This window comes from Borrelia crocidurae, from assembly GCF_000825665.2.
Classification (GTDB): domain Bacteria; phylum Spirochaetota; class Spirochaetia; order Borreliales; family Borreliaceae; genus Borrelia; species Borrelia duttonii.
This window is the reverse complement of record NZ_LN609267.1, coordinates 282,660-303,536: the sequence shown is the minus strand read 5'-3', so window position 1 is coordinate 303,536 and position 20,877 is coordinate 282,660. Positions and strand designations below refer to the sequence as shown.

At 29.1% G+C, this 20,877-nt stretch carries 24 protein-coding genes and 1 pseudogene; 24 read left to right on the top strand and 1 reads right to left on the bottom strand.

Features of this window, described 5'->3' with window-relative positions; translation table 11 throughout:
- Positions 1 to 42: 42 nt before the first annotated feature.
- The 23 genes from BN1173_RS01465 (at position 43) to BN1173_RS01355 (ending at position 19,973) form a co-directional block, all read left to right on the top strand.
- Entirely contained in the window at positions 43 to 657 is a 615-nt protein-coding gene (locus BN1173_RS01465) for a periplasmic-type flagellar collar protein FlbB (RefSeq protein ID WP_040236134.1), read from the top strand.
- 3 nt (positions 658 to 660) lie between these two features.
- Positions 661 to 1,830, top strand: coding sequence for a flagellar hook-length control protein FliK (locus BN1173_RS01460; RefSeq protein ID WP_040236133.1), 1,170 nt, complete (start codon positions 661 to 663; stop codon positions 1,828 to 1,830).
- 12 nt (positions 1,831 to 1,842) lie between these two features.
- Complete coding sequence (flgD, locus tag BN1173_RS01455) at positions 1,843 to 2,283, top strand: flagellar hook assembly protein FlgD (RefSeq protein WP_025400641.1); 441 nt, start codon at positions 1,843 to 1,845, stop codon at positions 2,281 to 2,283.
- A 4-nt stretch (positions 2,284 to 2,287) separates the two neighbouring features.
- Positions 2,288 to 3,613, top strand: coding sequence for a flagellar hook protein FlgE (gene flgE, locus BN1173_RS01450; RefSeq protein WP_040236132.1), 1,326 nt, complete (start codon positions 2,288 to 2,290; stop codon positions 3,611 to 3,613).
- A gap of 16 nt (positions 3,614 to 3,629) precedes the next feature.
- Positions 3,630 to 3,851 (top strand): flagellar FlbD family protein, encoded by a 222-nt coding sequence (locus BN1173_RS01445; RefSeq protein WP_014696162.1) that lies wholly within the window; start codon positions 3,630 to 3,632, stop codon positions 3,849 to 3,851.
- Positions 3,848 to 4,633, top strand: coding sequence for a motility protein A (locus BN1173_RS01440; RefSeq protein ID WP_014696161.1), 786 nt, complete (start codon positions 3,848 to 3,850; stop codon positions 4,631 to 4,633). The genes BN1173_RS01445 and BN1173_RS01440 overlap by 4 nt, the downstream gene beginning before the upstream one ends.
- Positions 4,633 to 5,421: a flagellar motor protein MotB gene (gene motB, locus BN1173_RS01435; protein ID WP_012538792.1), complete on the top strand. Its 789-nt coding sequence runs from the start codon at positions 4,633 to 4,635 to the stop codon at positions 5,419 to 5,421. The genes BN1173_RS01440 and motB overlap by 1 nt, the downstream gene beginning before the upstream one ends.
- Positions 5,422 to 5,464: 43 nt before the next feature.
- Positions 5,465 to 5,998, top strand: a complete 534-nt coding sequence (fliL, locus tag BN1173_RS01430) for a flagellar basal body-associated protein FliL (RefSeq protein WP_012538045.1) — start codon at positions 5,465 to 5,467, stop codon at positions 5,996 to 5,998.
- A 19-nt stretch (positions 5,999 to 6,017) separates the two neighbouring features.
- On the top strand, positions 6,018 to 7,076 hold the full coding sequence (gene fliM / locus BN1173_RS01425; protein WP_012538044.1) for a flagellar motor switch protein FliM: 1,059 nt from the start codon (positions 6,018 to 6,020) through the stop codon (positions 7,074 to 7,076).
- A 46-nt stretch (positions 7,077 to 7,122) separates the two neighbouring features.
- The gene (gene fliN, locus BN1173_RS01420) at positions 7,123 to 7,467 is read left to right on the top strand and encodes a flagellar motor switch protein FliN (RefSeq protein ID WP_014696160.1); all 345 of its coding nucleotides are present in this window, start codon (positions 7,123 to 7,125) and stop codon (positions 7,465 to 7,467) included.
- A gap of 276 nt (positions 7,468 to 7,743) precedes the next feature.
- On the top strand, positions 7,744 to 8,088 hold the full coding sequence (locus tag BN1173_RS04525; protein ID WP_246040025.1) for a hypothetical protein: 345 nt from the start codon (positions 7,744 to 7,746) through the stop codon (positions 8,086 to 8,088).
- Between the two features lie 9 nt (positions 8,089 to 8,097).
- Complete coding sequence (gene fliP / locus BN1173_RS01410) at positions 8,098 to 8,862, top strand: flagellar type III secretion system pore protein FliP (protein WP_040236130.1); 765 nt, start codon at positions 8,098 to 8,100, stop codon at positions 8,860 to 8,862.
- 8 nt (positions 8,863 to 8,870) lie between these two features.
- Positions 8,871 to 9,134: a flagellar biosynthesis protein FliQ gene (gene fliQ, locus BN1173_RS01405; RefSeq protein WP_012538040.1), complete on the top strand. Its 264-nt coding sequence runs from the start codon at positions 8,871 to 8,873 to the stop codon at positions 9,132 to 9,134.
- A 16-nt stretch (positions 9,135 to 9,150) separates the two neighbouring features.
- Positions 9,151 to 9,939, top strand: a complete 789-nt coding sequence (gene fliR, locus BN1173_RS01400) for a flagellar biosynthetic protein FliR (protein ID WP_040236127.1) — start codon at positions 9,151 to 9,153, stop codon at positions 9,937 to 9,939.
- Positions 9,936 to 11,057: a flagellar biosynthesis protein FlhB gene (flhB, locus tag BN1173_RS01395; protein WP_012538038.1), complete on the top strand. Its 1,122-nt coding sequence runs from the start codon at positions 9,936 to 9,938 to the stop codon at positions 11,055 to 11,057. The genes fliR and flhB overlap by 4 nt, the downstream gene beginning before the upstream one ends.
- Before the next feature lie 12 nt (positions 11,058 to 11,069).
- The gene (gene flhA, locus BN1173_RS01390; protein WP_040236124.1) at positions 11,070 to 13,157 is read left to right on the top strand and encodes a flagellar biosynthesis protein FlhA; all 2,088 of its coding nucleotides are present in this window, start codon (positions 11,070 to 11,072) and stop codon (positions 13,155 to 13,157) included.
- 4 nt (positions 13,158 to 13,161) lie between these two features.
- A complete protein-coding gene (flhF, locus tag BN1173_RS01385) occupies positions 13,162 to 14,328 on the top strand; it encodes a flagellar biosynthesis GTPase FlhF (RefSeq protein ID WP_040236122.1) in 1,167 nt (388 codons plus the stop codon).
- A 12-nt stretch (positions 14,329 to 14,340) separates the two neighbouring features.
- On the top strand, positions 14,341 to 15,228 hold the full coding sequence (locus BN1173_RS01380; protein WP_014696150.1) for a MinD/ParA family protein: 888 nt from the start codon (positions 14,341 to 14,343) through the stop codon (positions 15,226 to 15,228).
- Positions 15,229 to 15,234: 6 nt separating this feature from the next.
- Positions 15,235 to 15,723: a hypothetical protein gene (locus BN1173_RS01375; RefSeq protein WP_040236118.1), complete on the top strand. Its 489-nt coding sequence runs from the start codon at positions 15,235 to 15,237 to the stop codon at positions 15,721 to 15,723.
- Between the two features lie 2 nt (positions 15,724 to 15,725).
- Positions 15,726 to 17,624 (top strand): FapA family protein, encoded by a 1,899-nt coding sequence (locus tag BN1173_RS01370; protein ID WP_040236116.1) that lies wholly within the window; start codon positions 15,726 to 15,728, stop codon positions 17,622 to 17,624.
- A gap of 23 nt (positions 17,625 to 17,647) precedes the next feature.
- Positions 17,648 to 17,959: a hypothetical protein gene (locus BN1173_RS01365; protein WP_014696147.1), complete on the top strand. Its 312-nt coding sequence runs from the start codon at positions 17,648 to 17,650 to the stop codon at positions 17,957 to 17,959.
- A gap of 20 nt (positions 17,960 to 17,979) precedes the next feature.
- A complete protein-coding gene (locus tag BN1173_RS01360; protein WP_012538031.1) occupies positions 17,980 to 18,477 on the top strand; it encodes a hypothetical protein in 498 nt (165 codons plus the stop codon).
- Positions 18,477 to 19,973: an Hsp70 family protein gene (locus BN1173_RS01355; RefSeq protein ID WP_040236114.1), complete on the top strand. Its 1,497-nt coding sequence runs from the start codon at positions 18,477 to 18,479 to the stop codon at positions 19,971 to 19,973. Before BN1173_RS01360 ends, BN1173_RS01355 begins: the two co-directional genes overlap by 1 nt.
- A gap of 48 nt (positions 19,974 to 20,021) precedes the next feature.
- Here the strand turns inward: BN1173_RS01355 and lepB are convergent, their stop codons facing one another.
- Entirely contained in the window at positions 20,022 to 20,522 is a 501-nt protein-coding gene (lepB, locus tag BN1173_RS01350; protein WP_040236112.1) for a signal peptidase I, read from the bottom strand.
- A 120-nt stretch (positions 20,523 to 20,642) separates the two neighbouring features.
- On the opposite strand from lepB, the pseudogene BN1173_RS04520 reads away from it, so the two are divergent.
- A pseudogene (locus tag BN1173_RS04520) lies at positions 20,643 to 20,877 on the top strand (M23 family peptidase); the annotation flags it as partial.

Here is a 20,877-nt window from a genome sequence, read left to right as displayed (position 1 = left end):
GTATGTTAATTATAATTTTTGTATGACATTAGAGAAAGAATAATGAATAATTATTTGTTATTTTTATTTAGATTTTTTTTATGGTTATTTTTGGTTATTTTTTTCTTAGGACTTTCTTTTTTTTTAGGAGATTTATTTGGTATATATCATACTAGAGACTATTTGCCCAAGTATATTAGAACTTTATTTTTTAAAGATGATGAGCAGTTACTTGATTATACACATATTAGTCTTGATGAGATTAGGATGATAAAAGAAAAAGAGGCCATTTATATTAAGAGTCAACAAGTTGAAAAATTGAGAGAGGAATTAAAGAAAAGGGAAGATAATTTAAATAAATTGGAAGCGGAACTTAATCAAAAACAAAAAGATTTGGATTTAAAACAAAAGTTAATTGATGATATTGTTAACAAGTATAGAGATGAGGATGCAAATTTTGCACAGGCTGCTTTATATTTGATTAATATGCCACCAGAAGATGCGGTTAAAAGAATTGAAGAACTTAATGATGAGATTGCTATATCTTATATGCGTAAGGTAGAAGATATAGCCAAAAAAGAAGGGCGAGCATCTATTGTGCCTTATTGGTTGTCTCTTATGGATTCTAAGAAGGCTGCTGTATTGATTAGAAAAATGTCTGTTAGTGCATTGGAGTAATGTATGAGTAATTTAAGTAAAATTATTGATGCTAATTTATCAAAGTTAAATAAAAGTTTTAATTTTGTAAATGGTAGTTTATTAAGTCAAGATAAAAAGGGTGGTTTTGCAGATTTTATTTCTTCAGAAATTCAAAGTATGTCTAAATTGAGAATTTCATTGTTAGAGTTTTTAAAGAGTAATGGGCTTATAAATAAAAGTTCTAAAAATCTTTCTTTAAATCATTCTTTTGTGTTGGAAAAATTTAAAGATAAAGATTTTATGTCTGACTTTAAATCCTTGCTTAAAGAAACAGGAAGTTTATTTGATTTTGAAAGTTTGAAAAATTTAAGAGAAAATTTATCTTTTGATTCTGAATTTGTTGATAGAAGAGAAATGTTAAGTAATGTTGAGAAGGTCTTATCTGAGCTTGCTACTTTAATTGGCGATTTCAATTTTGTTTTTAATGCTGATTTTTTCAATATTGGTACTGATTTTGAATGTGGAGATTTGGGTATTATAAAAAAGAATACAGAAAAAGAAAAAAATTTGATTAGTATTGATATTAAAAATTTTAAGAAGAATAATGGTGTTAAGGAATTTTTGAATACAAATTTTAGATTTAGATTAGTTGACAATGATAGTTCTGTTGGGAAATATGCTCTAAAGGAAACATTTGATGGTTCTAGCGAATTTATTGATAATCTATCTGGATCTAGTGTAAAAAATATAAAAGAATTTTTTTTAAGTCAAATTGATGATAATTTGATGTCAGAATGGAATTTGAAAGTTAATCGTAATATTGTGAATAAGGCTAAAATTGTGTTAAAATCGAATGATACAGGAGAGATTAGGTTGATTTTAAAACCTAAAAAACTTGGTAGTATAAGAATTAATTTAAATCTTGATTCTAATAATAATTTATTAGGAAAGATAATAGTTGATAATCATAATGTTAGGACTCTTTTTGAACAAAATATGTATTCACTCAATAAAATGTTAAGTGATAATGGTTTTAATACTAGTTTAAATCTTTCTCTTGCAGGTAGTGATTTGGGATTTTCTTCTGGTAGTAATTTTAAGGATGATTTTGAGGGTCATCGACATTCTTTAAAGGAGAGTCAGGTTTTTAGAATTGAAGATTATGTTGAATTTTCTGGTGATTTAGAGGAAAATGTTAATTTAATTGTTTAAAATGGAGGATAGATGAATACAATTAGTAATATTGATAATTTAGTTAATATAGGGCAGTCTAGAAAAATAGTTAATGCTGGATTAAAAAGAGATAGGGATATTAAGGGAAGTAATTTGGGTAGAGATGATTTTTTGAAATTGCTTCTTACTCAGCTTAAATATCAAGATCCTACAGAGCCAATGAAAGATAAAGAATTTGTTTCTCAAATGGCACAGTTTTCGGCACTTGAACAGATGACAAATATGAATAAATCTTTTGAAAATTTATCATCTATCCTTGGTGTAAATAAGGATTTGAATTTATTAGGGAAAATAGTTGAATTTGAAAATGTTGAAGGAAAAATTATTAAAGGTAAAGTTACAAGTGTAAAGGCAGGAGTAAATCCACAAATTATGATAGATGGAAAATATTATGTTTATAGTAATGTTTTATCAGTAGGATTGGAGGAGTAATTATATGATGAGATCTTTGTATTCTGGTGTTTCTGGGTTGCAGAATCATCAAACAAGAATGGATGTTGTTGGTAATAACATTTCAAATGTTAATACCGTTGGCTTTAAGAAAGGAAGAGTTAATTTTCAAGACATGATATCTCAAAGTATTTCTGGGGCATCTCGTCCTACTGATGGACGTGGAGGTGTTAATCCAAAACAAATTGGTCTTGGAATGACTGTTGCTGCTGTTGATACTATTCATACTCAAGGTTCATTTCAAAGTACCCAAAAAGCTTCTGATTTAGGAATTAGTGGTAATGGGTTTTTTATACTAAGGGATGGTGATAATTCTTTTTATACAAGAGCAGGTGCATTTGATGTTGATTCTAATAGACATCTTGTAAATCCTGCAAATGGTATGAGAATTCAAGGTTGGATGGCAGAATCTGTTGGAGGAGAGCAAGTTTTCAATACATCTTCTGATATTAGAGATTTGATTATTCCTATTGGAGATAAAGAGGGTGCTAAAGCTACTGAGTACATTACTTTTGCCTGTAATCTTGATAAGAGATTGCCTATAGTTCAACAAGGTGCAAATGAAGTAGATATTGCTCGTGGTACTTGGGTTGTCAATAAAACCATTTATGATTCTTTTGGGAATACTAATGTTGTTGAACTTAGAGTTTTAAAGGATGCAACTGCTCCTAATACATGGAATGCTACAGTTTTAGTTAATGGAGAAGAAAATTCTAATTTTACAATGGGATTTGATAATGAGGGAGCATTGCTTTCTTTAAATGGTCAAGCAGGTCAACCAGGAGATTTACTTGATTTTCCTATAACTTTTGGTGTTATTGATGCTAATGCTGGAGAAGGTGGTGATCAGACCGTTAACCTTAGACTTGGAACTGTTGGTAGTTATGCTGATTCAATTACTCAATTTGCTGATGCAAGTACTACAAAAGCTATTGTTCAAAATGGGTATGGTATGGGATATATGGAAAATTATGAGATTGATCAAAATGGTGTTATTACAGGAGTTTATTCAAATGGCATTAGACGCACTATTGGAAAGATTGCTCTTGCTTCATTTGTTAATCCTGGGGGTCTTGCAAAAGCAGGTGATACCAATTTTACTGAAACTAGTAATTCAGGACAAGCTAGAATAGGTGAGACTGGATTTGCAGGACTTGGTACTATTAGGTCAGGAGTTTTAGAAATGGCCAATGTTGATCTTGCTGAACAATTTACAGATATGATAGTGACTCAGAGAGGTTTTCAAGCTAATGCTAAGACTATAACTACTTCAGATCAGTTATTGCAAGAGCTTGTAAGGCTTAAGAGTTGATTTTTTGTTTTAGTTTATGATTTATGTAACTAAACTTAATGGAGATAGTTATTATTTAAATCCTTCTCATATTGAGAGTATTGAAGCTAATCCTGATACTACAATTTTACTTATGAATGGTAAGAAATTGGTTGTCAAAGAGAGTGTGGCAGATGTGGTCAATAAAATCAAGATGTATAGGAGAGAAATTGCTTTGTTAGATAGAATTACACAAGAGAATAAGGGAGTTGAATTATGAATTTGGCTAGTATAATTGGATGGGGAGTTGGATTTGGTGCTATTTTAATATCTATGGCATTTACTCCTACAGGATTAGGAGTTTTTTGGGATTTAAGTTCTGTGTTTATTACTATTGTTGGTTCTTTTTCTGCGCTTGTGGCTTCTTCAGAAATTACTATTGTTAAGAGAATACCTACATATTTAGGATTTTTCTTTAAAAGAAGTTCTTTTAGTAAAATTCCTATTATAAAAACTTTAGTAGAACTTTCAGAAAAAGCTAGGAAAGAAGGACTTTTATCTCTTGATGATGAACTTGATCAAATTGATGATATTTTTTTTAAATCTGGAATGAGACTTGTTGTTGATGGTACTGATCCAGAGATAATTAGAACTATGCTTTTTCTTGAACTTGAACAGATGCAAGAGCGACATAAGGTTGGTGCAGATCTTTTTGGAACTTGGGCAAAACTTGCTCCTGCTTTTGGAATGATAGGTACTCTTATTGGACTTATTGCTCTTCTTGGAAATTTAGAAGACAGATCAGCACTCGGTTCTTCTATGGCTGTTGCTCTTGTTACAACTCTTTATGGTACGATAATGGCAAATTTAATGCTGACTCCTATTCAACTTAAATTAGAGTCTATCGATCTTGAGGAAGCATCAGTTAGAGCAATGATAGTTGAAGGTATTTTATCAATTCAAGCAGGTGACAATCCTAGAATTTTAGAGCAAAAACTTGTAACGTTTTTAACTCCTAAAGATAGAAATCAACTTGGTAGTGGTGTTCTTGGAGGTGAATAATGATATTTAAAACTAAAAAGAAACGTTCAAAATGTGAAGATGGTGGTGCTCCTGAATATATGGTGACTTATGGAGATATGGTGACTTTGTTGCTTGTCTTTTTTGTTACTATGTTTTCATTAAATGATGTTATTATGAAAGAAAATGTTTTAAAAATAATGTCAGCTTCTTTTACGGGTTCTGGATTTTTTAAGGGAGGTAAGACTTTGGATATTGATAAGCTTTCTTATTTGAGTAATAGCTTTATGTCTTTGCCTTCTACTGCTAAAAACAAACAAGCTTCTCAGGCTTCTAAAAACAAATCTATTATCGAGTTTGTTGAAAAAATTCAGTCGAATAAGGTTATTGTAAGACGACATGAGCGAGGTGTTGTTGTATCTCTTTTAGCAGATGCTTTTTTTGATTCAGCTAGTGCTGAAGTGAAACTTGATGATAATAGAGATGTTATACAAAAGATAGCTTCTTTTATTGGGTTTTTAGATAATCAAGGATATAATTTTAAAATTGAAGGACATACAGATAATGTCGATGTTAATATAAATGGAATTTGGAAAAGTAATTGGGAACTCTCATCAGCAAGAGCAGTAAACATGTTAGAGCAGATTTTAAACTATACTGATCATTCTAAAATAGAAAGTATTGAGAGTAAATTTGAGGTATCTGGATTTGCAGGTAGTAGGCCCGTTGCTACTGATGATACTCCTGAAGGTAGAGCTTATAATAGAAGAATAGATATTTTGATTACTAGTGATGCTTCTTTAAGTTTTGCTAAAGGTATTAAGCAATAATAATATTTTTTAGTAATGAAATAAGAAATTTATAGGAGGTAATATGCCTGAAAAAGATGATGATAGTATGGATGTAGGAGGTTCTGATAGTAAAAAAATAGGACTACTACCCGATGTAATAATAAGGATTTTGCAAATATTAGCAATAGGACTATTTACTGTTGTTATCATGATAATAGTTTCTTATTTTGTTTCTAAGATGGTAGTAAGTCAAAGTGGCGCACCTAATAATTTTCCAATCTTTTCTAATGAATATTTAGGAAAGCCTCCTATGCTTATATGGTATGAAAGTATAGACGAAATTAGAGGGACTACCCAAGATACTCCTCCGAAAACTTTTGTAATAAAACTTGCACTAGGTTATGCTGAGAATAATGTTAATATTTTAAGTGAACTTGGACGACAAAAGGTGCGATTAAAAGATATTATAAGGGAATATTTTAGTCAAAGAACAGGCCAAGAGATAAAAAATGAAAGTCAGATTAAAGCAGAAATTAAGGCCAGAATTAATAGTATTCTTAGAAATGGTGAAATAAAAGAGATAGCATTGACGCAAATTGATATTTTTGATATGTGATTTTTAAAAGGAATTTTAAATGGCAGGTAATCCGGGAGCATTATCACAAGATGATATAGATAGTCTTTTAGAATCTATTAATTCGTCTGATAATTTATCATCAGATGATTCACTTTCTAATATTATATCTAGCCCTATGGGCAAGAAACAAAAAGTTAAAGTGTATGATTTTAAAAGACCAGATAAATTTTCAAAAGAACAAGTAAGAACGGTATCAAGCTTTCATGAAGCATTTGCAAGATATACTACAACCTCACTCTCAGCTCTTTTGAGAAAAATGGTTCATGTACATGTAGCTTCAGTTGATCAGTTGACTTATGAAGAATTTATTCGATCTATTCCAAATCCTACTACTTTAGCAATAATTAATATGGATCCTCTTAAAGGTTCTGCTATATTTGAAGTTGATCCAACTATTGCATTTGCAATAGTTGATAGGCTTTTTGGTGGTGATGGTGACACCATTAAAGATAAGAGTAGAGATTTAACAGAAATAGAACAGTCTGTAATGGAAAGTGTTATTATTCGTATTCTTGCTAATATGAGAGAGGCTTGGTCTCAAGTAGTTGATTTAAGGCCTAGGTTTGGGCACATAGAAGTGAATCCTCAATTTGCTCAGATAGTTCCTCCAACAGAAATGGTTATTTTGGTTACACTTGAAGTTAAGATAGGTAAAGTTGAAGGACTTATGAATTTTTGTTTGCCTTATATTACAATAGAACCTATTGTATCTAAACTGTCAACAAGATATTGGCATTCTTTAATTGGTGTGGGAACTACCAGTGAGAATCTTGATGTACTTAGAGAAAAACTTGAATATACAAATATGCCTTTGGTGGCTGAGATAGGAGAAGTGAAATTAAAGGTAAGAGAAATCTTATCTTTAGAGAAAGGGGATGTTATTAATCTTGAAAATTCTTCAATAGATCAAGATTTGATTTTGAAAGTAGGAACTAAAGAAAAATTTAAATGTCGAATGGGACTTGTTGGGAATAAAATTTCAGTTCAAATTACAAGAAAAGTTGGTGAGGTAGAGGATTTTGATTTGTTGAAAGAACTTACAGAAGAAGTTGAATAACTTAAAGAGTTTTGATGTTTTAATGAATTTAATAGAGAGGTAAATAATGGATGTAGATGATAAGAATGATGTTAGTGAAGAAAAACCTGAGATAAAGGGTGTTAAACTTCCTGATTTGATTGATAGTTTGCCTGAAGGTGTTGATCCTAGCAATTTTGGTCTTTTAATGGATGTTTCTATGCAAGTTACAGTCGAACTTGGTAGGACTGAACGTAAAATAAAAGATATACTTGCTATGTCTGAAGGAACGATCATTACACTTGATAAACTTGCTGGTGAACCTGTAGATATTTTGGTAAATGGAAAAATAGTGGCTAAAGGAGAGGTTGTTGTAATTGATGAGAATTTTGGTGTTAGAATTACCGAAATAATTAAAATTAAAAATGAATAGGTTAATTTTATTTTTCACTTTTATTGTATTTTTTGCAGAAAATTTATTTGCGCAGGATAATGAGAGCGATTTAAATGCTACGTCTAAATTAGAAAATGAAGTTAATTTGCCAATATTTGATGATAATAAGGTTGTTTTAGATAATCAAGACATACAAAGCATATCTCTTTTTAATGTTACAGATTTGTTTACTTTGGTTTTGTTTTNNNGATGTTATATTATTCTTATTTTTTTGTTTCTTAAAAGATAAGCTATAAAAAAAGCTAAAAAAATGAGGTGTCGAGGATAATAAGAGAACTTGCTTTTTATGAAATAGATAATAAAAATTCTATAAGGATTGTTAATGTATTAGGCAATGTTTATGTATTTTTAGTATCAAATAGTTCTTCTATTGTACTAAAGGAGATAACAGCAAGTGAAGAGTTGGAGAATTTAGAATTTCAACTTAATAAAATTAAGAGCCGTGGTAATATAAATTCATTTAAGTCAATTTTTAATAAAATATTACGCAATAATAAGAAAGATAAATCATTTATTAATGATCATGATGAATATGCGGAGTTGGAAAATGATATTGAGACTTCTTTGAAAAGTAAACAGGATAGATTAAAAAAGTTTTAGAGGTTAAATTTGAATAAAAAATTAAGTTTTTTGTTGTTATTTGGAGTTGTAAATTTTGCATTTGCTCAAACCAAGTCTTTGCAACCTACTACTGGATTAAATTTTCCATTTGTTGATTTTTTAAATTCTTTTGGTGGTGGCATAGTTTTTCCTCTGCAACTTTTATTAATATTAAGCATCATAACGCTTTCTCCAGCTTTTTTGGTTTTGATGACTTCCTTTTTAAGGATAGCAATAGTATTGGATTTTATTAGAAGAGCATTATCACTTCAGCAATCACCACCTAATCAGGTAATAATGGGATTAGCTTTATTTTTAACTCTTTTTACTATGTGGCCAACTTTTAACATAATATATAAAGATGCATATTTACCTTTGAGAGATTCTAAAATAAATTTTAATGAATTTTATGATAGAGGGATTGCTCCACTTAGAAATTTCATGTATAAACAGATGTCTAATACTAGGCATGAGGAGATTAGATTGTTTATGAGTATTAGTGATTATGCAAAACCTAAAAACTTTAGTGAAGTTCCAACACATGTTCTTATTGCATCTTTTATTTTACATGAACTCAAAGTTGCTTTTAAAATGGGTATTTTGATCTTTTTACCATTTATAATAATAGATATTATTGTAGCTGCAGTTTTAATGGCAATGGGTATGATAATGTTGCCACCCGTAATAATATCATTACCATTTAAGCTTATACTTTTTGTTATGGTGGATGGTTGGACTTTGATTACTAGTGGACTTATAAAAAGTTTTATGTGAGGTCATAAGTGACAACTGGACAAATTATTTATTTGATTAAAATATCTATTGAAAATATTATTATTCTCTCAGCGCCAATGTTAATTACAGCTCTTATAGTTGGTCTTTTAGTTTCAATTTTTCAGGCTGTTACTTCGATTCAAGATCAAACACTTAGTTTTATTCCCAAAATTATTATAATACTCTTAGTTCTTGTGATATTTGGACCTTGGATTTTAAAGAAGCTTATGCAATTTACGTTTTTAGTTTTTAATCAGATACAAAATATGTAAATGTCTGGATTAATCTATGAATATGGATTTTTTGATTTTAAAATCTTTTGTGGTTTTACCTATTTTTATTAGAATTTTTATTTTTTTAAGATTTTCACCTTTTTTTTCGACTATTAAAATGGGTTATTTAAATTTTTTCTTTTCATTGATTTTGTCCATTATTGTTGTAGATAAGGTAAATATTGTCTATCCTTTGAATAATTTGACTGCATTTGTATTAATATTGCTAGGAGAGGCTATTTTAGGACTTATTCAAGCTTTTTTTGTAAGTATTATTTTTAATGTGTTTCATTTACTTGGTTTTTTTTTCTCAAATCAGATGGGACTTGCTTATGCAAATATTTTTGATGTTTTTGCAGAAGAGGATAATTTGGTGATATCTCAAATATTTACTTATCTTTTTTTGATTGTGTTTTTATCAAATGATTTTTTATTTCGTTTTTTAGTTATTGGGGTTTATGATTCTGTCTTAAATGTTAGAGTTGAGAATATGGTTAATATAAAGAATTATGAATTTATAAAGTTAGTATTTTATTCTTTTGCTATTCTTTTTGAAAAATCTTTAATAATGTCTCTTCCAATATTAGGAGTTCTTTTACTTTTATATTTAATTTTAGGTATAATTTCCAAAACATCTCCTCAAATTAATTTATTAATGATTAGTTTTGCGATTTCTTTGGGATTGGGATTAATTGTTTTATATATTACTTTTCCAAGTTTTGTAATATCTGTTAAAAGAGTAATTGAACTTAGCTTAGAATCTATGCGTAATGCATTAAATTTATTTTCTGAGACTTTAAGATGAATACTAGAGATGAATTTTTAAATAAAAGTTGGTATATACCCCTTAATTTTTTTGCCTCAGAGGATGAGGGCAGAACTGAAGTTCCTACTGAGCAAAGAAAACAAAAAGCAAGAAGAGAAGGTCAAGTGTTAAAATCAATAGAAATTAATTCATCCATTTCTCTTTTTATATTGTTTGCTGTATTTTTTTTTATGTTATCTTATTTTGCTCAAGAATTAATGGATATTTTTAAATGGCAGGCTAGTAAGTTACCAGAAGTAATGTCAATTAGTATTTATTCATTGAGTTTTGCATATATTAGACCTCTATTTAGATATGTGAGTATATTTTTTATAGTGTCTTTTATAGTTGGATTTTTAGTTAATATTATGCAAGTTGGCTTTGTTATGACTCTTAAGCCTATAATGCCTAAATGGGATAGAATAAATCCAAATTTTTCAAAATGGATGAAAAATTCTTTTGGTTCAGTTGATGCTTTTTTTAATTTGTTTAAAAGTTTATTGAAAATTGCTATAATATCTTTTATATATTATATTATGCTGAAAAGCAATATAGGTAAAATTTCAAAAATGCCTGAGTATAGCCTTGAAGGTGGTATTTCTGTAATATTAAGTCTTGCTTATAGAATATGTTTTTTTTCAGTGATGGTATTGATGGGTCTTAGTGTACTAGATTATCTTTTTCAAAGAGCTCGTTATATTGAGAATTTGAAAATGACAAAAGAAGAAATCAAGCAAGAGCGAAAGGAAATGGAAGGAGATCCTCTGCTCCGTTCTAGAATGCGGGAGCGAATGAGAGAAATTTTAAATGTTAATTTGAGGGTAGCAGTTCCTCAAGCAGATGTGGTAATTACAAATCCAGAGCATTTTGCTGTTGCTATTAAATGGGATAGCAATACTATGTTAGCACCAAAAGTGCTTGCAAAAGGACAAGATGAAATTGCATTTGTAATTAAACAAATTGCAAGAGAAAATAATGTTTCTATAGTGGAAAATAAGCCACTTGCAAGGGATCTTTATGCTAATGTTGATATTAATGAAGAGATTCCAAGAGAATATTGGGAAATTGTTTCTAAAATTCTTGTGAAGGTATATTCTATTGCTAAAAAATTTAATTAGAGGTTTAAGTTATTGGACTTAGAGAAAAATTCTGTATTAGGGTATTTTGGGCTTAATAATAAAGCTGATTTAGTAGTTTCGGTTGGATTAATACTTATTGTTGCTGGCTTTATTTTACCTCTTCCTGCATTTATTTTAGATGCTTTGATTGCGATTAATTTAATGATGAGTCTTTTAATTATTCTTATTGTTCTTTATTCTAAGCGTCCACTCGATTTTTCGGTTTTTCCAACACTTTTACTTGTTATGACTATTTTTGGTCTTGTTTTAAATATTTCTTCTACTAGATTAATTTTGATTAAAGGAATCAATTTTGATGGTCAAATGATAAGGACCTTTGGAACATTTGTTGTTGGAAGTTCTGGAACTCAAGGTCTTGTTGTAGGATTTATAATATTTCTTATTATTATTGCTGTTCAGTTTATTGTTATAACAAAAGGTGCTACTAGAGTTGCTGAGGTTGCTGCTCGTTTTGCTCTTGATGCTCTTCCTGGTAAACAAATGGCTATTGATTCTGCTTATAGTTCTGGGAATTTGACAGAAGAAGAGGCTACAAGACAAAAAAATGATTTGCAATCTGAAGTGAATTTTTATGGTGCTATGGATGGTGCTTCTAAATTTGTTTCTGGGAATGTGAAAGTTGGATTTTTAATAACTCTTATAAATATTCTTGGAGGGCTTATAGTAGGAGTAACCCTTCAAGGTCTTAATTTTAATGATGCAATTAATAATTATGTGTCTTTAACTGTTGGAGATGGGCTTGTTTCTCAACTTCCAGCTTTATTGATTTCAACAGCAACAGGTCTTATTGTTACTAGATCGATATCAAAAAATAGTTTTGGAGGGGAAATTTTTGAACAATTTACTTCCTATGCAGGAATTTATTGGATTGTATCTGGATTTTTGCTATTTTTGGCATTCCTTCCAGGATTTCCTACATTAATACTGATTCTTTTGAGTTTATTGATAGGATTTTTTGCTTATTCACTCTCTAATTTATCTAGAGATAGAGAACTTTATGAAAAACAGAAAGCTGAAGAGCAAATATTAAGTTATGCGGATAAGGAAATTACACCAGTAGTACCTTTAGATCCATTGGCTTTAGAGATTGGATATAATCTTGTTCCAATAGTTGATGATTCCAAAACATCAGAACTTCTTGATCGTATTGTAAAAATACGTCGTGAGATTGCTCTTGAATTTGGAATAGTTGTTCCTAAAATTAGAATAGTGGATAATATGCGGCTTGAACCAAATGAATATTCATTTAAACTTAGAGGAGTGGAGATTGGGCATGGAGAGATTAAGTTAGGTAAGTTTTTGGTTATAAATGTAGGTTTGGATTCTGGTCTTGAAGGAGATCTTACAAAAGATCCGTCATTTGGTCTTCCATCTCTTTGGGTGAATGATGATGTGAGAGAAATTGCTGAGAAATTGGGCTATACTGTAGTTGATCCACCTTCAATTATTGCGACGCATATGACTGAACTTATTAAGAGACATTCTTATGAGATTTTAACACGTCAAGATGTTCAAAATATTCTTGATGTCTTTAAAAAAGATTATGGAGCTATTGTTGAAGAAGTTTTAAAAGATTTTTCGGTTGGAGAGATTCAAAGAGTGTTACAAGGTCTTTTGCGAGAGCAAGTTTCAATACGTAATTTAGTTACAATTTTTGAAACAATAGCTGATTTTACAAATGTTACTAAAGATACATTTTTTTTAATTGAGAAGTGTAGGCAAGCAATTGGAAGGCAAATAGTTAATGTATATCTGGACTCTAATTTCGAGCTTAATGTAATAACAATTAATCCAGAATTTGAACAGAAGATAATTGATTCAAGATTTGAGGCCAATAACGATCTTATAAGTTCCCTTGATCCAAATTTAAAATCTAAATTTCTGTATGAACTCTTGAGACTTGTAAATGAAGTTCAATCGCAAGGATATTATCCCATTATATTATCTAGTGAATCGGCACGTCCTGTAATAAGGGTTTTAACAAGTAGAGAGCTTTCAGATGTTGTTGTTATATCTGTTTTAGAGGTTCCTAAAAATGTTAAAGTTAATGTACTTAAAACAGTAGAGGTTGAAGAGTAAGATTATGGTTCAGTATTTTACAGAAAGAGGTCCTACTTATAATGAAGTTATAGAAACTGTTAAGAGAAAATATGGAAAAAATGCTAGAGTTATGACTTATAAGACAATATCTCATGGAGGAATATTTGGATTATTTAGTAGGGATTGGATTGAGGTTTCAGGTTATGTTAGGTATGACATTGGACAACAGCAAATAAATGTTGAGGAAGAAAAACGTAAGATTCTTCAAAGTATTAAAAAAGAAGAGACTTCTTCAATTGAAGATGTAATTAAGGAAGTTAAATCTCTTAAAAATGAACTTGCACATAAAAAGGAAGAAATTAATCATCCAACTATTTTAAAAATAGAAGATATTTTACGTAGTAATGATTTTTCTGAAAGTTATATTAGAGATATTAATAATTTTATTAAAAAGGAATTTAGTTTATCTGATCTTGCTGATTATGATAAAGTCAAAGATAGTGTAATAATATATATTGCTAAAACTATTAAATGTTCAGGTTCTCTTATTGATAATCTTAAAAAAAGGATTTTTATTTTAGTTGGGCCAACGGGTGTTGGGAAGACTACTACCATTGCAAAACTTGCAGCGATTTATGGTATTAATAGTGATGATAAGAATTTAAATATTAAGATTATTACTATTGATAATTATCGAATAGGTGCTAAAAAACAAATTCAGACGTATGGTGATATTATGGGAATTCCTGTTAAAGCAATTGAATCTTTTAAAGATTTAAAGGAAGAGATTACACAGTCAAAAGATTTTGATCTTGTTCTTATTGATACAATTGGTAAGAGTCCTAAGGATTTTATGAAACTTGCTGAGATGAAAGAACTTCTTAATGCTTGTGGTCGTGATGCTGAATTTCATTTGGCTGTAAGTTCTACGACAAAAACATCAGATATAAAAGAAATATTTCATCAGTTTTCTCCTTTTAGTTATAAAACTGTGATTTTTACAAAGCTTGATGAGACAACATGTGTTGGTAATTTGATAAGTTTGATTCATGAAATGAGAAAGGAAGTTTCTTATGTTACTGATGGGCAAATTGTTCCTCATAATATTAGTATTGCAGAACCGCTTACCTTCATTAAAAAAATAAATGGATATAGAATAAGTGATGATGTTGAATTTATTCGAAAGCTAAAAAGTAAATCTTATTATTAAGGATAATATATGATGGAAGATCAGGCTCAAAGTTTACGTGATATTATGAGATTAAATAATAAGTCTAGCTTTGTTGTTGATGATAAAATACAAAATAATAAAACAAGATTTATTTCTGTTACTAGTGGTAAAGGTGGTGTTGGGAAAAGTAATATTGCTGTGGGGCTTGCTCTTAAATATGCACATCTTGGTAAAAAAGTTTTAGTTTTTGACGCAGATATTGGTATGGCTAACATTAACATTTTACTTGGAGTGATTCCAAAGTACAATATTTATCATATGATTGTACAAGGTCGCTGTATCCAAGACGTAATTACTAAGACAGAATATAATATTGATCTCTTAGCTGGTGCTTCTGGAACAACAGAACTTTTGGATTTGTCAGAAACCGAGATGAACCAGTTTATAAAAGAATTATTAAAAGTTTATGAATATGATATAGTGATAATAGATACTAGTGCTGGAATTTCAAGACAGGTTATTTCGTTTTTGTTCTCTAGTGATGATGTGGTTATTGTAACAACTCCAGAACCTACCTCCATAACTGATGCTTATGGTATCATTAAGGTTTTGTCTCATAAGATGGAAAATTTAAAAAATTTAAGACTGGTTGTAAATAGAGTTGCTAATGTTAGTGAAGGAAAAATAGTGGCTAAGAAAGTTGTTGATATATCGAATCAGTTTTTGAATTTAAATGTTGATTATTTAGGTTATGTTTATGAGGATCAAAATATTAAAAATTCTGTTTTTAAGCAGAGACCTTTTATTTTATTGAATCCTAATAGTAAAGCTAGTTATTGTCTTGATTCTATTGTTGCTGCTCTTGAAGAGATTACTCTTGATAATAAAAAAAGGAGAGGTGTGATAGGTTTTATATCTAAATTTTTTGGCATGGAATAGGTAATTATGTTATTTGGGAAAAAAAGCAAGTATATTTTATTATTTAGTTCATTTGCATTTATTCTTGCGATGATTCTTGGTATTTTTGCTCGGGTGTCTTTTGTGACAGTATTATTTAGAGCATTTCTTCAATTTTTAATTTTTTTTGCTATAGGACTTTTAATTGAATTTATATATAACAAGTATTTGTATGAACTCTTTAAAGATAATGATTTGAGTAGTAATAAGGATGTTATTAATAAAAATGATAATTCTCAACCTGAACCTAATGATATAGATTCTTCTTTGATAAAGGATTTTTCAAGTAAGAATGATAAAGTTGATAATAGCAATTATGATTTTTCGGAAGACTTGAACAAGTATGCGAATGTTAGAGATAGGCAAAATAATGTTAATTTTGAGAGTAAATTGTCAGAACAGATTTCATATGTTAAGAACAGTGATCCCAAAGTTGTTGCTGATACTATTAAGACTTTGATTAATAAAAAGGAATAACTATGACTGATATTGGTGATTTTGCTGATTTAAGAGAAAAAATAAGACGATATTTAGAGAGAGAAAATAAGGTTCGTTTAATAGAAATAGAAGCGGATACTCTTGAAGAGGCTTTAAATGATGCTTCTTTGGAACTTTCAGTGCCATATAAAGATTTGGATTATGAGATTTTAGTACGTGGAAATAATGGGATATTTGGGTATGGTGAGAAGAAATGGAGAATAGTTGCTTATAAAAATTCTTATTCAAAATTTGGGGTTCTTGATTTTTTAAGTTCGCAAAGCGAATCTGAGGAGAGTATTTCTTTGGATGGAAAGTTTTTTATAAGAAGAAGTGCCAAGGGAGTATTTTTAAAAGTTACACCTGCTCAAGGAGGAGGAAGTGTTGTTACTTTTAAGGATGTAATGGATAAATTTGCATCTTATAGTAATATTAAAAATTTGGATAAGAATTTTGTTAGAACAATAGTTGAAAATGCTAGTGGTGAATATGAACGTGTCTCTGATTTTGATGCTGAACTTTCAGAGAGTGTGACTATGATGGTTCATATATCAGAAGACTCAATGTCAGTAACTATTGAATTTACTACTCCTGGACCTAATGGCGCTGAAGTTTTAGAAAAAGATATTTTTAATATTCTTAAAAAATATGGAGTCGTAGATAAAGCATTGCTTCGAAATAAAATAAAAGAATTTGTGGACTATCCATTTTATGGTGAATCAATTGAGATGGCAAAGGGAGTTAATTCTGTTAAGGGAAGGGATGCTTATGTTAATTTTGTTGTGAAGAGTAAGTATTCAGCTGAATATGGTGCTATGGGTAATGAATTTAGGAATGTTAATAAGGGAGATGAGCTTGCAGAAATTGTTCCTTTGTCAAGGGGTATTGATGGATATACTGTTTTTGGAAAGGTATTAAAAGCAGAGAGTGGTCGGGAATTGAATTTGGTTTTGGGAGAGAATACTTTAAGGGAAGGAAATAAAATTCTTGCAGGATGTGATGGATATATATTTATTGAAAATGGTATTATTGCTGTACATAATGTGTATGTTGTTGATGGTGATGTTGGTCCTGCTACTGGTAATATAGTGAATAACGGTATGGTATTAATTAAGGGAAGTATTTTGGATGGATATAATGTTATGGCTAAGAGTGGAATAGAGGTTAATGGACTTGTTGGTAGATGTAATTTGAGTACAGATGGCTCTATTGTTCTTCGTAGTGGAGCTAATGGTAAGGGTGGTTCGGAAATTTATGCTAAGAAATCTATTAAATCTAAATTTTTAGAAAATGTTGATGTACGATGTGAGGGTAATATTGAAGTTGTAAGAGGAATTGTTAATTCTGTTGTTTCTTGTACAAAAAAAGTACTCTGTATTGGGAAAAAATCTAAAATAGTTGGTTCTGATATTCATGCAAGAGAGGAAGTTAGAGCGTATTCTATTGGATCTGAGGGTAATGCTGAGACTTCTGTTTGTGTTGGGTGTGATCCTGAAATAAAATCTTTATTATCTAAATTTAATGAGTATCTTGTCAAAATAGAGAAACGTCTTGAGGTTTTAACAAAAGATATTTCTGCTTTGAAGAAAAATATTCAGATTACTGTTGATAAAGCCGAAAAGTCTTTAAAAATTGATAGTTGTAATGAACTTATTAATGAGAGAGATATTTTAATTTTAGAAATAAAAATGGTAAAAGATAAACAAGAAAGTTTACAAAGGGCACTTGAAAATAGTAAGACTGATGGCAAAATTTTTGTTGAATATATAGCTTATGCTGGGGTTAAGTTGTATATTAAAGATGCTTATTATGAGCTTCCAAGGGATTATCATAATATTACTTTTGTAGAGGATGACGGTATTATTAAAATGGTAGCTTATGTTCCTTTTGAATCTAGATAGTTTATAAATTATAGGAGGGGCTTTTGGATATTAATATTTCATCTGAAGTTACAAAGATAATTACACAGGGTGCTTTTAAAGCGAGTGAAGTTTCAAATGAAACTTTGAGAAAAAAAAAGATAAGAGAAACTCAACATTTGAGTTTAAATGAGAGAGAAGATTATCATTATGATTCGGAAATAAATGTCATATTTCCTATTGATGAGCTTAAAGATGATAACTTTAATTCTGTTACAATATCAAAGGTTAAGCATGATGATAAAAATTCTTCTAATTTATATGATATTAATTTGCATGATCCAAAGCTTGGAAAGAATATTGATATTGAAAGATAGTTTGGGATAGGACATTCTGTATGTTTGTTGTTTTTTGTTTCATTTTGATTATATTTACTTTTATATATTTTCATGTATATATTAGTTTAAAAATAAAATCTAATAGCATACTTAAAAAATTTAAGAGTGAAGTAGATAAAACTATTATTGAGATTAATCAAGCTACTGATAGAAATATCAGTATTATTGAAATTAAAATTGAAAGTTTAAATAGAATTATTAAAGAAGTTGATGAGAGAATAGAAATACTTGATCAAAGATTATTGGGATTTAATTCCCATTCAATTTCAATGGTAAATAATAATTTTGGGATTAAAAGTGATAGTGGTTCTTATAAGGGTAATTTAGATTATTCAATACCTACTATTGAGAAAAATATAATAAAAGAGGGATATAATATTCGTAGACAAGTGATTTCACTCTATGAACAGGGAATGTCTTTAGAAGTTATTGCTAAAAAATTAAAATTAGATTTAGGTGAAATTGAATTAATTATTTCAATTCATAGGGGTATTTGATGGAAAAGTGGATAGGAATAGATCTTGGAACTACAAATACTGTAGTGTCTTATTTTGATGTTAATTCTAGAGTGATATTGAATGATAGAGGTGAGAGAATGACACCCTCTATTGTTTCTTTTACAGATTTTGGTGTGATTGTTGGTAGTGCTGCTAAACATCAAATATTGGTAAATCCAGATAAAACTTTTTATAATTTTAAAGTCAATATGGGGACTGATGTTGTTTATCAAGTTGGTGATAATATATATAAAGCCGAAGACATTGCTTCTTATTTATTATTGAATATTAAGATTAATGCTGAAAAATTTTTAGGTACTCAAGTAAGCGATGTTGTTATAACAGTTCCTGCGTATTTTTCTGAAATTCAAAGAAGAGGTGTTGTTAGGGCTGCAGATATTGCAGGATTAAAATGTAGGGCAATACTTAATGAACCAACAGCAGCTGCTTTGTCTTATGCTTTTGAAAAACAAGTAGAAGGATTATTTCTTGTATATGATCTTGGTGGTGGAACTTTTGATGTTACTCTTTTAGAAAAACAAAATGATACTTATACTGTTCTTGCAAGTAAAGGTGAAAATAGACTTGGTGGGAATGATTTTAATGAGGTTGTAGAAAAACATGTTTTAGCTACTTTTAAAGAAGAATATCCTGATATAAATTTGGATGATATTGTACTTATTGAACAATTAAGAGAGAAAATTGAAGATGCTAAAAAAAATTTATCTACTATGGATGAAGTTAATATTGTATTGCCTTTTACTGATGGTAATCATTTAAATTATAAACTTACAAGAGATGAATTTAATTTAATGATTTGGGATTTTATAGATAGAACTATTAGTCTTACAAATGAATGTATTGCAGATTCAGGTGTTGATCTTAAACATATTTTAAAGATAGTACTCTCAGGAGGTTCAACTAGAATTCCTTTGGTTAAAGATAGATTGAATGAAGTTTTTCCTGAGATTGAGATTTTAGATTCATTAAATCAAGATGAGGTTGTTGCAACTGGTGCTGGTATTCATGCTTTTAGTCTTGCAAATAATGATACTCTTATTGATTTTAAAGATGTAACGCCTTATTCTCTTGGAATTGAAACTTGTAATGATGGGTTTTTTACATTAATTAAAAGAAATACTTTATTACCAGTTTGTGAAAGACAAATATTTACAACAACTAATGATTATCAAGAGGAGATTGAAATTCATGTGTTGCAAGGTGAATATAATAAGGCATCTTTGAATTGTTCAATAAGTAGATTTTTCTTTAGTAATATACAAAATGCTCTAAAAGGTGTGCCAAAGATAGAAATACTTTTCAGGTTGGATGAGAGTGGTATTTTAAGTATTGCTGCAAGAGATTTAGATATTAATGTTTCTAAGTCAATAGAAATAAGAATGACAAGTGCTTCTTTTGATAATAATGAAAAGGAATGTTTGCTGATTTCATCAGGCAATATTAGAGCTAAAGAGATATTAGAAGATAAAATTTAATTATTGAATAACTATTATCAACATTTAGGAATTAATATGGTTATTTTGTTATTTATATATTATCTTACCAATAATGTCGTTAATGTTTATAAATCCATATTCTCTAGAATCAAGAGAAACTTTTTTATTATCTCCTACTACTAAATAATAATCCTTTGGAATATATATGCTTTTTAATTTTTGTAGATGTTCTTTATTTATATTGAAGTTTAGGTTATGTATAGATATTATATTTGGCTGTAATTTAATGAATTTTTCTCCTGGGATTGCAAAAATTTTTTTAACAGATATTTTTTTTGTTATAGGGTCCTTGATAAGTACTGTTTCATTTTTTTTAGGTTTGCTCCATAGTACAACATAGGTTTCTTTATTTTTTATTCTAATACCATAAGCTAGTTTATGATTTATTATCCAATTTTGATCTAAAATTGTTGGCAACATTGACGAACCTTTAACTAAATGAAAAGATAGTGACATTTTGATCATTGTTATTAATAATATAAAAGCCAATGTAACGGGAATTAATATTTGTTTGTGGATTTGTAACATTTCTTAAATTTCCATTTGAGTTTTTATCAAATTGAAATTTCTAGTGTATAGTATATAATAAGGCATAATATGATTATACCAAAAAAAGATCAGAATGTATTTAAAAGGAAGAAAAATTTTTTGTTTAATAGGGCAGTTAAAGGTGATTTTGAATTGAGAGATTTTGGTAATATTCGTAATTTTAATAAAAAAAAACGGAAAAGATGTTTTTGTTTTTTTAATGTTTTTACTAAATTTTTTTATGTATTTAAATTGTTATTTATAACTTTGTTTGGGCAGATTATGGATCTTAATAATTATAAGTGTAGATATTCTTCTAAGAAGGTTACATTTAAAATGGTTAATACTTATGATG

What these genes read in the sequence shown, in the direction of transcription:
- lepB (WP_040236112.1), bottom strand. Translation starts at nt 20,522, where the DNA reads ATGTTACAAATCCACAAACAAATATTAATTCCCGTTACATTGGCTTTT.
- fliR (WP_040236127.1), top strand. Translation starts at nt 9,151, where the DNA reads ATGAATATGGATTTTTTGATTTTAAAATCTTTTGTGGTTTTACCTATT.
- BN1173_RS01460 (WP_040236133.1), top strand. Translation starts at nt 661, where the DNA reads ATGAGTAATTTAAGTAAAATTATTGATGCTAATTTATCAAAGTTAAAT.
- BN1173_RS01465 (WP_040236134.1), top strand. Translation starts at nt 43, where the DNA reads ATGAATAATTATTTGTTATTTTTATTTAGATTTTTTTTATGGTTATTT.
- fliM (WP_012538044.1), top strand. Translation starts at nt 6,018, where the DNA reads ATGGCAGGTAATCCGGGAGCATTATCACAAGATGATATAGATAGTCTT.
- flhF (WP_040236122.1), top strand. Translation starts at nt 13,162, where the DNA reads ATGGTTCAGTATTTTACAGAAAGAGGTCCTACTTATAATGAAGTTATA.
- fliN (WP_014696160.1), top strand. Translation starts at nt 7,123, where the DNA reads ATGGATGTAGATGATAAGAATGATGTTAGTGAAGAAAAACCTGAGATA.
- flgE (WP_040236132.1), top strand. Translation starts at nt 2,288, where the DNA reads ATGATGAGATCTTTGTATTCTGGTGTTTCTGGGTTGCAGAATCATCAA.
- BN1173_RS01440 (WP_014696161.1), top strand. Translation starts at nt 3,848, where the DNA reads ATGAATTTGGCTAGTATAATTGGATGGGGAGTTGGATTTGGTGCTATT.
- BN1173_RS01375 (WP_040236118.1), top strand. Translation starts at nt 15,235, where the DNA reads ATGTTATTTGGGAAAAAAAGCAAGTATATTTTATTATTTAGTTCATTT.
- fliL (WP_012538045.1), top strand. Translation starts at nt 5,465, where the DNA reads ATGCCTGAAAAAGATGATGATAGTATGGATGTAGGAGGTTCTGATAGT.
- BN1173_RS01445 (WP_014696162.1), top strand. Translation starts at nt 3,630, where the DNA reads ATGATTTATGTAACTAAACTTAATGGAGATAGTTATTATTTAAATCCT.
- motB (WP_012538792.1), top strand. Translation starts at nt 4,633, where the DNA reads ATGATATTTAAAACTAAAAAGAAACGTTCAAAATGTGAAGATGGTGGT.
- flhB (WP_012538038.1), top strand. Translation starts at nt 9,936, where the DNA reads ATGAATACTAGAGATGAATTTTTAAATAAAAGTTGGTATATACCCCTT.
- BN1173_RS01380 (WP_014696150.1), top strand. Translation starts at nt 14,341, where the DNA reads ATGGAAGATCAGGCTCAAAGTTTACGTGATATTATGAGATTAAATAAT.
- BN1173_RS01355 (WP_040236114.1), top strand. Translation starts at nt 18,477, where the DNA reads ATGGAAAAGTGGATAGGAATAGATCTTGGAACTACAAATACTGTAGTG.
- BN1173_RS01360 (WP_012538031.1), top strand. Translation starts at nt 17,980, where the DNA reads ATGTTTGTTGTTTTTTGTTTCATTTTGATTATATTTACTTTTATATAT.
- BN1173_RS01370 (WP_040236116.1), top strand. Translation starts at nt 15,726, where the DNA reads ATGACTGATATTGGTGATTTTGCTGATTTAAGAGAAAAAATAAGACGA.
- flgD (WP_025400641.1), top strand. Translation starts at nt 1,843, where the DNA reads ATGAATACAATTAGTAATATTGATAATTTAGTTAATATAGGGCAGTCT.